13 protein-coding genes are annotated in these 8,258 nt (G+C 34.3%); 12 read left to right on the top strand and 1 reads right to left on the bottom strand.

Annotated features, from left to right (window positions below):
- Nucleotides 1–4: 4 nt before the first annotated feature.
- From STRUR_RS12030 to STRUR_RS09990, 12 genes are all read left to right on the top strand, one after another.
- Nucleotides 5–139, top strand: coding sequence for a hypothetical protein (locus STRUR_RS12030; protein ID WP_006738497.1), 135 nt, complete (start codon nt 5–7; stop codon nt 137–139).
- Nucleotide 140: 1 nt separating this feature from the next.
- Nucleotides 141–536 (top strand): DUF1366 domain-containing protein, encoded by a 396-nt coding sequence (locus tag STRUR_RS10045; RefSeq protein WP_006740170.1) that lies wholly within the window; start codon nt 141–143, stop codon nt 534–536.
- A 62-nt stretch (nt 537–598) separates the two neighbouring features.
- Nucleotides 599–751, top strand: a complete 153-nt coding sequence (locus STRUR_RS10040) for a hypothetical protein (protein ID WP_006740385.1) — start codon at nt 599–601, stop codon at nt 749–751.
- Between the two features lie 3 nt (nt 752–754).
- Nucleotides 755–1,078: a hypothetical protein gene (locus STRUR_RS10035; RefSeq protein ID WP_006738968.1), complete on the top strand. Its 324-nt coding sequence runs from the start codon at nt 755–757 to the stop codon at nt 1,076–1,078.
- Nucleotide 1,079: 1 nt separating this feature from the next.
- The gene (locus STRUR_RS11120) at nt 1,080–1,418 is read left to right on the top strand and encodes a phage holin (RefSeq protein ID WP_006739223.1); all 339 of its coding nucleotides are present in this window, start codon (nt 1,080–1,082) and stop codon (nt 1,416–1,418) included.
- A gap of 9 nt (nt 1,419–1,427) precedes the next feature.
- The gene (locus STRUR_RS11115; protein ID WP_006738696.1) at nt 1,428–2,495 is read left to right on the top strand and encodes an SH3 domain-containing protein; all 1,068 of its coding nucleotides are present in this window, start codon (nt 1,428–1,430) and stop codon (nt 2,493–2,495) included.
- A 51-nt stretch (nt 2,496–2,546) separates the two neighbouring features.
- Complete coding sequence (locus STRUR_RS10020) at nt 2,547–2,828, top strand: DUF5960 family protein (protein ID WP_050934194.1); 282 nt, start codon at nt 2,547–2,549, stop codon at nt 2,826–2,828.
- Between the two features lie 264 nt (nt 2,829–3,092).
- On the top strand, nt 3,093–3,491 hold the full coding sequence (locus STRUR_RS10010; RefSeq protein ID WP_006738748.1) for a single-stranded DNA-binding protein: 399 nt from the start codon (nt 3,093–3,095) through the stop codon (nt 3,489–3,491).
- 411 nt (nt 3,492–3,902) lie between these two features.
- Nucleotides 3,903–4,865: an ABC transporter substrate-binding protein gene (locus STRUR_RS10005; protein ID WP_006740141.1), complete on the top strand. Its 963-nt coding sequence runs from the start codon at nt 3,903–3,905 to the stop codon at nt 4,863–4,865.
- Between the two features lie 22 nt (nt 4,866–4,887).
- Nucleotides 4,888–5,862, top strand: a complete 975-nt coding sequence (locus STRUR_RS10000) for an ABC transporter substrate-binding protein (RefSeq protein WP_006739500.1) — start codon at nt 4,888–4,890, stop codon at nt 5,860–5,862.
- A gap of 11 nt (nt 5,863–5,873) precedes the next feature.
- Entirely contained in the window at nt 5,874–6,758 is an 885-nt protein-coding gene (locus STRUR_RS09995) for an ABC transporter permease (RefSeq protein ID WP_006739537.1), read from the top strand.
- A gap of 9 nt (nt 6,759–6,767) precedes the next feature.
- Nucleotides 6,768–7,571: an ABC transporter ATP-binding protein gene (locus STRUR_RS09990; protein WP_006739120.1), complete on the top strand. Its 804-nt coding sequence runs from the start codon at nt 6,768–6,770 to the stop codon at nt 7,569–7,571.
- Nucleotides 7,572–7,603: 32 nt separating this feature from the next.
- Here the strand turns inward: STRUR_RS09990 and STRUR_RS09985 are convergent, their stop codons facing one another.
- Nucleotides 7,604–8,248, bottom strand: a complete 645-nt coding sequence (locus STRUR_RS09985; RefSeq protein ID WP_006738639.1) for a deoxynucleoside kinase — start codon at nt 8,246–8,248, stop codon at nt 7,604–7,606.
- Nucleotides 8,249–8,258: the final 10 nt, after the last annotated feature.

Here is an 8,258-nt window from a genome sequence, read left to right as displayed (position 1 = left end):
TATAATGGACGAACAAATCAAATCAAATTTAGCTTTACAAATTGCACAGCTTGCACTTGATAAAGCAACATTGGAAGCACAAGTAAAGCATTTGCAATCAGAAATTAATCAATTGAGAGAAGAAAAGGAAGGTGACTAGAATGAAGCAATGGACTGTAATCGGAAAACCTTATGGTATTTATCAGGATGGCGTTGTTGTCAAAACTGATGTACGTCTGCAAGCTGACGATGGAACATACTTACCTCAAATTTTAATTGGTGATTACGTAGAAAAAGATAATCAAGAACTAATCAAATTGGTACTTGATACATTCGCAAAAGAAAATGTTGTTGATTTTGCAATTTTAGAGTCTGTTAAAGACATTGAATTGCTTAAAGCTGATAAAGAAGCTTTAGCAAAAAAAATAACAGAGGCTGATGCATCAATAGCTAAGATGACACAAGCAACAATTGATATGCAGGCTAAAGTCGACAAAGCTGTTGTCGAATTAACAGAATTGGTTACTTCGACATTGATGACTTCAGGTACAGTTTAATGGAACATGCTTTAAATACAATCGTTACACTATTTTTTATGTTTAAAAAAGGAGAAATTACTATGAAATTTACTAAAGATTATTTAATTGTTGACGTATGGTATCGTCGAGTTGCAAATGGAATCTGTACTTTTGAGGAAGTACCAAAATTGTTTAATTTAAGGGACTGTGTTTTGGAATTATTGAGTCAAAAGGTTACAGATACTGAGGTGTAGCCTATGGATATCTTTTTTGATAATTTGGCAGATTTTGCAAGTGTTGTTGCCTCAATTACAGTCATTTTTGGATTTTTAATCGCAATTTACAAATATTTGGTAGTTGAGCCTGATAACCGGATGGCCAAAAAGATTAATGACCAAAACAACAAAGCGTTGAGAGATACAGTCGAGCCTTTAACCGAACAGATAAAACTTTTGAATATTACCCTTGATTTGACTAAACAACAATCAGACGAAGTCAAAAAAGAAGTTGTAGATCACGACAGTCGACTTGATAACCATGAAACTCGAATTACTGTGCTTGAAAATAGAAAGGATTACTAATATGAAAAAAATTGATAATGGAACATTAACACGAACTATCGTTTTAGTACTCGCATTAATTAACCAAGGTCTTGTTATGGCCGGAAAAAATACGTTACCATTTTCAGACGAAGAGATGACCCAGTTCATCTCTTTTGTTTTTACGACAGCAACTGCATTAGCTGCATGGTGGAAAAATAATGATTTTACTCATGAAGCAAAAACAGCTACAAAAATCATGCAAAATCAAAAGTTGGCTAACAAAGCTCAAGCTGATCAACTAGGTCAAGCTAAGGCATCAGCACAATTAAATGTAAATAATCAATCTCAAGGAATCAATACTGACGAAACATTTGGATAGGGGGCATGTATGGCAACAAATCAAGATGTCGCAAATTGGGCGCTGACAAAATCAGGTCAGCGACTCAGCGTCAACACGAATCCATATGGTTCTCAGTGTGTCGTTTTTCCTGATTTAGCAGCAAGAACATTTACTGGTAAAAATATGTCTTACACAAATGCCATAGATTTGCTTTCTAAGGCATCTTCAAATGGTTTTGAAGTATTTGCCGCAGGTCTTCCTAAGCGTGGCTACGTGTTTGTTATTCAAGCTAATGGACACGTATTTGGACATACTGGAATAGTAGTTGTGGATTGTGACGGTAACACACTAGAGACAATGGAAACTAATGTTGATGGAAATTACGACTCGTTATACATAGGTGGTCCAGCACGTCGTAAGTCACGAATTTGGCGTGGTACTGCTTTAATAGATGCACAAACTGGATATACAATCGGTTGGATGATTGGCTGGTATCGTATGTTTCCAGATGAAAAAGCGGTCACTTCCAAAATGGAAATAACCACTAAAACTAAGAAAAAAAGGAGAAATAAAATGTTTGGAAGCTTTATTTTTAGTATAAAAGAAGGTGACGGTGAATTTGCAAAAGGTGCAGTATATCTTTATAATTCATTGACTAACACGGTCACAGGCCTTCACAATCAAGAAGAAGTTAAATATGTGTCTGAGTGGTACAAGGAAGGAACTGATGAGAATATACCAATGAAGACATTCTCTACAAAAGCACCAAGCTATCGCCGTTTATTTGCTGGACTTGGTACTGATACAACAAATTCACGATTAAAAAATGCTGTTACTGATTTAAAAGAAGAGTTTGAAGAAGGACTTGCAAAACTCGTAAAAGGAAATGATATCGCAGTTAAAAAACAATTTACAGCTATTGTTAACCTAAATATCCGAGACGCCGCAAGTACAAATGGTAATATCTTAGGTCGTCTCAACAAAGGTGAAGTAGTTGAAATAACAGGTTCTGCGAATGCTGATGGATTTTACTGGATTTCATTCGAACGAAACGGCAAGCAGTGCTATGTCGCTTCAAAAATCGAAGGTGGAGACATTTACGGAACAATTAAATAAAAAGTAAACCCTCGATTAATTTCGAGGGTCTTTTTTTGTTATAATAAGTCTATGAACTACTTAAAAAAATTCGATAATTTTCCAGATTTTGATTATTTCAGTCGTAATTATAGACAATTCGAGAGAGATTTCCACGAGTTGTCTGCGTTAAAAGAACCACTAACATTTCTTACAGATGACATTCGTGCAACCATGCGAGCTACTGGTGACACATTTTTTATACTGGATGCTGCTAATTGCAAAGAGATGGTCAAAATTAGATTTGATTTTGAACTAAATGATGACATTTATTCATACAAAGGTTACGTCCGTTTAAATGGCAAATATGAATAATTGCTGTTTAAATAGACTTTAAATATACAAATACAGATCATACTCTGGCGAATAGCCAACGTAGATGTAATTGCAGAGTGATAGAAAAAATTCGTCGCATTCACAGTCTCTGGTTATTATTGTCACATAACCAGAATAGATTTTCATTATTTTGATTTGTTTCCTCTCTGTTAATAATTCTCCAACTTTATTAATCATGGTTTTTCCACGGTCTTGCATTTTGATGTCCATATTTTTACCTCCTTACTAGTTAATTCGAAAAAAATGTATCAAGTGAATACCATATTAATTGGACGACTAACAGCTCAACCTGAGCTAATTAAAACGACAAATGACAAATCATTTTGTCGTGCGACAATTGCAGTCAATAGAAGATATAAAACAAAAACTGGTGAAAAAGAGACTGATTTTATCAATCTTGTTGTTTGGGGTAAGTTAGCGGAAACTTTAGTCTCATATGCAAATAAAGGTAGCCTTTTATCATGCGATGGAGAATTAAGGACACGAAAATATGAAAAAGAAAATCAGACACATTATATTTCAGAAGTCCTTTGCCATTCTTTTCAATTATTAGAATCACGTACTCAAAGAGCAATGCGTGAAAATAATAATATCAGTGATTTAGCCGATTTGGTTCTTGATGACCAAGAGTTACCTTTTTAAAAGATTTTATTAAATTGTGTATATAATATAGAAATTTTAGAAAAAACAAAAAATTAATCAAATCACCTTGACATCGCCTCCAAAAACCATTATAATTTTAGAAAAATCAGATGAAAGAAATCAGGAGGTACAATTATGGTAAACCATAGTACGGCTCAAATAACCAATAAGCGTTATTACTTTAGCTTCTTTAGATAGTGTTTGTAGACATGAAGTATCATGGATGCAAACACGTAAAACGTTAAGTTTGTATCTATGAGGCTAAAGGCTATTTGAGTTGTACGCCACGTAGATAAAAATATCTAGGTGGTTACCATATATATATTGTATTTTGTGATACAAAATAATTGTTTAAGACCATTTAGATATTCTAAATGGTCTTATTTTTGTGAGAAATTGAAGGAGAAAATAATGGGGTTTAAAAGGTTTAATGTTATTATCTTAGCAGTTATTTCATTAGTTGCACTGACAGCCTGTAGGCAAGAAACAAACAAGACATCAAAAACTGTTAAAGTTGGGATTATTCAATATGCAGAACATTCTGCACTGGATGAAGCTAGAAAAGGATTCATTGAAGGTTTAAGTGAGGGAGGCTATAAGAAAGGAAAAAATCTTAAATTAACCATCAAAAATGCACAGGGAGATCAGTCCAATTTACAAACAATGGTTGACCAATTAGCTGGGAAAAACGATTTAAACTTTGCCATTGCTACACCTGCCGCTCAAGCACTCTTAAATGCGGATCAAGAGACACCGGAAGTTTTTACGGCAGTTACAGATCCTGTTGCAGCTAACCTTGTTGATTCACTTTCAAAACCGGGTGGTAATATGACTGGAACGATTGATGCGACAAATGTTAGTGATCAAATAAATTTGTTAACAAAAGTAGCTCCAAAAGCAAAAACTGTTGGTATCTTCTATAATTCAAGTGAAGTAAATTCTGAAGCACAAGCAAAGCAGGCTAAGGAAGCTCTTGAGAAAAAGGGTATTAAGGTTGTTGAAAAAACGGTAACAAGTACAAATGATGTTCAACAGGTGATGACCAGTTTAGCTAAACAAGTTGATGCCGTTTACCTTCCAACGGATAACACAGTAGCATCTACTGCAACTACGATTGGAGATATTTTAAAAGATGCTAAGATTCCTTCAATTGGTAGTGATGAAGCTTACTTAAATGCAGTTTTATTTACTTCTGGAGTCAATTATCATGCTATTGGAAAGCAAGCAGGAAAACAAGCTGTCAGCATCTTAAAAGGTAAAAATCCAGCAGAAGTTAAGGTTGGGAAACCTAAAAAAACAACCATCGCAGTAAATGAAGACATGGCAAAGGTTTTAAATATTAAGCCAGAAACCATCAAGTCATTTGCGGATTAATAAAAGATAAAGAGGAAATGAAATGAAAAAATTAACAAAACTATTGGTAGTTTCACTTGCAAGCTTAACTCTTGTTGCTTGTCGTTCAAATACAGACTCTAGTTCAAATTCCATTAGTGAAAGTAAAAAGACTGTTAAAGTCGGTATTCTTCAATATATGGAACATGTTTCTTTATCAGCTGCACGTAAAGGGTTTGAAGAAGAATTAAAAGCAGAAGGTTACAAAGAAGGAAAAAACTTAAAACTAGATTATCAAAATGCACAAGGGGATCAATCTAATTTACAGACTATCTCAGAGCAATTGGCTAAAGATAATGATTTAATCTTAGCTATTGCGACACCAGCTGCCCAAGCACTGGCAACAGCAACCTCTGAAAAGCCCATTGTCTTTACAGCAGTAACTGACCCATTATCTGCAGATTTAGTAAATTCGATAAAAAAACCTGGTGGCAATTTAACAGGAACAAGTGACCAGGCTCCAATTGGGAAACAAGTTAAATTATTAGGTGAAGCCTTACCAAAAGCTAAAAAAGTAGGTATTTTATATACAACAAGTGAACGTAACTCAGAAGTTCAAGTTAAGAAAGCAGAATCATTATTGAAAAAAGCAGGCTATGAAGTTGTTAAAAAAGGGATTTCAAGTACAAATGATGTTCAAGATGCTGCAAATAGCTTAATGAAAGAAACAGATGCCGTCTTTGTACCAACGGATAATACTGTTGCATCAACAATGACAATGATTGGTCAATTATCCGTTCAAAATAAAGTTCCAGTTATTGGTGGGTCAACTGATATGGTTGATGCAGGAGGCTTATTGACATATGGAACAAATTATAAAGAACTTGGGAAACAAGTTGGAAAAATGGCTGTAAAAATCCTAAAAGGTGCTGATCCAGCAAAACTTTCAGTTGAATATCCTAAAACAGTTAGTCTTCACGTCAATAAAGAGATGGCATCAAAATTAGGCATTGATGTTTCAAATCTATCAGATAAATAAAAGGAGAAATCATGGAGCTCATATTATCAAGCCTTTCTCAAGGCTTACTTTGGTCAATAATGGCTATTGGTGTTTATATTACTTTTAGAATATTAGATATTGCGGACTTAACAGCAGAAGGAGCATACCCACTTGGTGCAGCTATTTGTGCGACAAGTATTGTTTCAGGACATGGCCCATTGATGGCGACATTTCTATCTTTTGTAGGGGGACTTCTAGCAGGTCTAGTATCTGGACTTATTCATACAAAATTAAAAATACCAGCTTTATTAACTGGGATTGTAACCTTGACTGGCCTATACTCTGTTAACTTAAAAGTTCTTGGCAAAGCAAATGTTGCTTTACTGAGACAAAAAACCTTGGTAACAGAGCTATATGATATGGGCTTTACAAAAGTAGCCTCTGTTTTAATCATTGGATGTGCATTTGCGATTGTTGTAATCTTACTTTTGACCTTATTACTCAAAACACAAATTGGACTGGCTCTTCGATCAACTGGAGATAATATTCCAATGAGTGAGTCAAATGGTATTAAAACGGATAATATGAAGATTCTAGGTTATATGCTTTCAAATGGATTGATTTCTTTATGTGGAGCTCTTCTGTGTCAAAATAATGGTTATGCAGATATTAATTCTGGTGTTGGGACTATTGTTATTGGATTAGCTTCTATCATTATTGCTGAAGTTATCATCAGAAATTTAAGCATTGGTTGGCGTTTGGTATCTATTGTTCTTGGATCAATTGTTTATCGTCTCATTATTTTAGCTATTCTGGCTATTCCAGGTATGGATGCTGATTTGGTTAAATTATTCTCAGCTATTCTTTTGGCGACTGTTCTGTTTATTCCAGAACTTCAAAAGAAATTACATATACGCAAGCCGAATTTAGGATAGGGGTTAGTTATGACAACAATATTATCGATTAAAGATATTCACAAAATTTTTGAAACAGGAACTGTTAATGAAAATCATGTTCTCAAAGGTCTCAGTTTAGATGTAGAAGAGGGTGATTTCATCTCTATTATTGGTGGTAATGGAGCTGGGAAATCAACCTTGATGAACACACTTGCAGGAACTCTAAAGGTTGATCAAGGTGATATATTACTTGATGGAAAATCCATAAAAAATTTATCATCTGCAAAAAGAGCAAAAGATATTAGTCGTGTTTTCCAAGATCCTAAAATGGGAACAGCTTCGCGCTTGAGCATTGAGGAAAATATGGCCATTGCTTATCGCCGTGGCAAATCAAGAGGCTTAGGCTGGGGTGTTAAAGATGCTGAACGAGGAATATTAAAAAAATCTCTTAAAGAACTAGGACTCAATCTTGAAAATAGGATGAAAGTTGATACACAATTTTTATCTGGTGGTCAAAGACAAGCTCTAACACTACTTATGGCATCGTTGGAAAAGCCCAAAGTATTACTTCTTGATGAACATACTGCGGCATTAGATCCTAAAATAAGTGCAATGGTTATGGATTTAACACAAAAAATTGTAGAGACACACCACTTAACAACTTTAATGATTACACATAATATGGAAAATGCCATCGCCTATGGCAATCGACTTGTGATGTTACACCAAGGGAAAATTGTTGTTGATGTTAAAGGTGAGGCGAAAAAACAATTAACGGTACAACAGTTAATGTCTCTCTTCCAACAAAATAGTGGTCAAAAACTAACAGATGACGCTTTAGTATTAAGTTAATAAAAAAAGTTAAGTTGCTTGGCTTAACTTTTTTATTTGATGAGATCTAGTTCTTTTAACTGTTCATCAATCATCTGTAAAACTTGATCTAAATCATTTGAATTTTGAACAAAATCTAAATGATTACCGTCAATGGTCATTTTGGGAGAAACATCGTAGTTTTCATACCATTCAGGATATTCTCCGTGAACCTGTTTATAGTAAGTATATAAATCAGGGTTACCTTCGATTTGTTCATAGCTTCTGCCACGCATTTCAATACGTTCTATCATTTTTTCAAATGAAACATCGATGTAGATTAAAAGATCAGGACGCTTTTTAGGCATGCCTTCAAGCTCTTCCAACATATTTGCAAGTAATTCTTGATAAATATCAAGTTCAGCTTTGGTAACATTTCCATTCTTGTAATTCAATTTTAAAAATAATTCATCTTCAAAAATAGATCGATCCAAGATATTATTGTCTGCTTTATAAGCTTCTTTAATAGATTTAAAGCGTTTATTTAAGAAAAAGATTTGAAGTAAAAAAGCATACTTTTTAGGATCTTGATAATACAAATCTAAGACAGGGTTATTATCAACTGCTTCATAAAAGACTTCAGTTCCTAAATGCTCTCCAAGAGCAGCAGCGAGTGAGCTTTTTCCAGCTCCAATAGTTCCGGCTAGTACAATCAACATGTTTCTCCTT

Source organism: Streptococcus urinalis 2285-97 (assembly GCF_000188055.2).
GTDB lineage: Bacteria > Bacillota > Bacilli > Lactobacillales > Streptococcaceae > Streptococcus > Streptococcus urinalis.
This window is presented reverse-complemented; position numbering and strand designations above follow the sequence as displayed.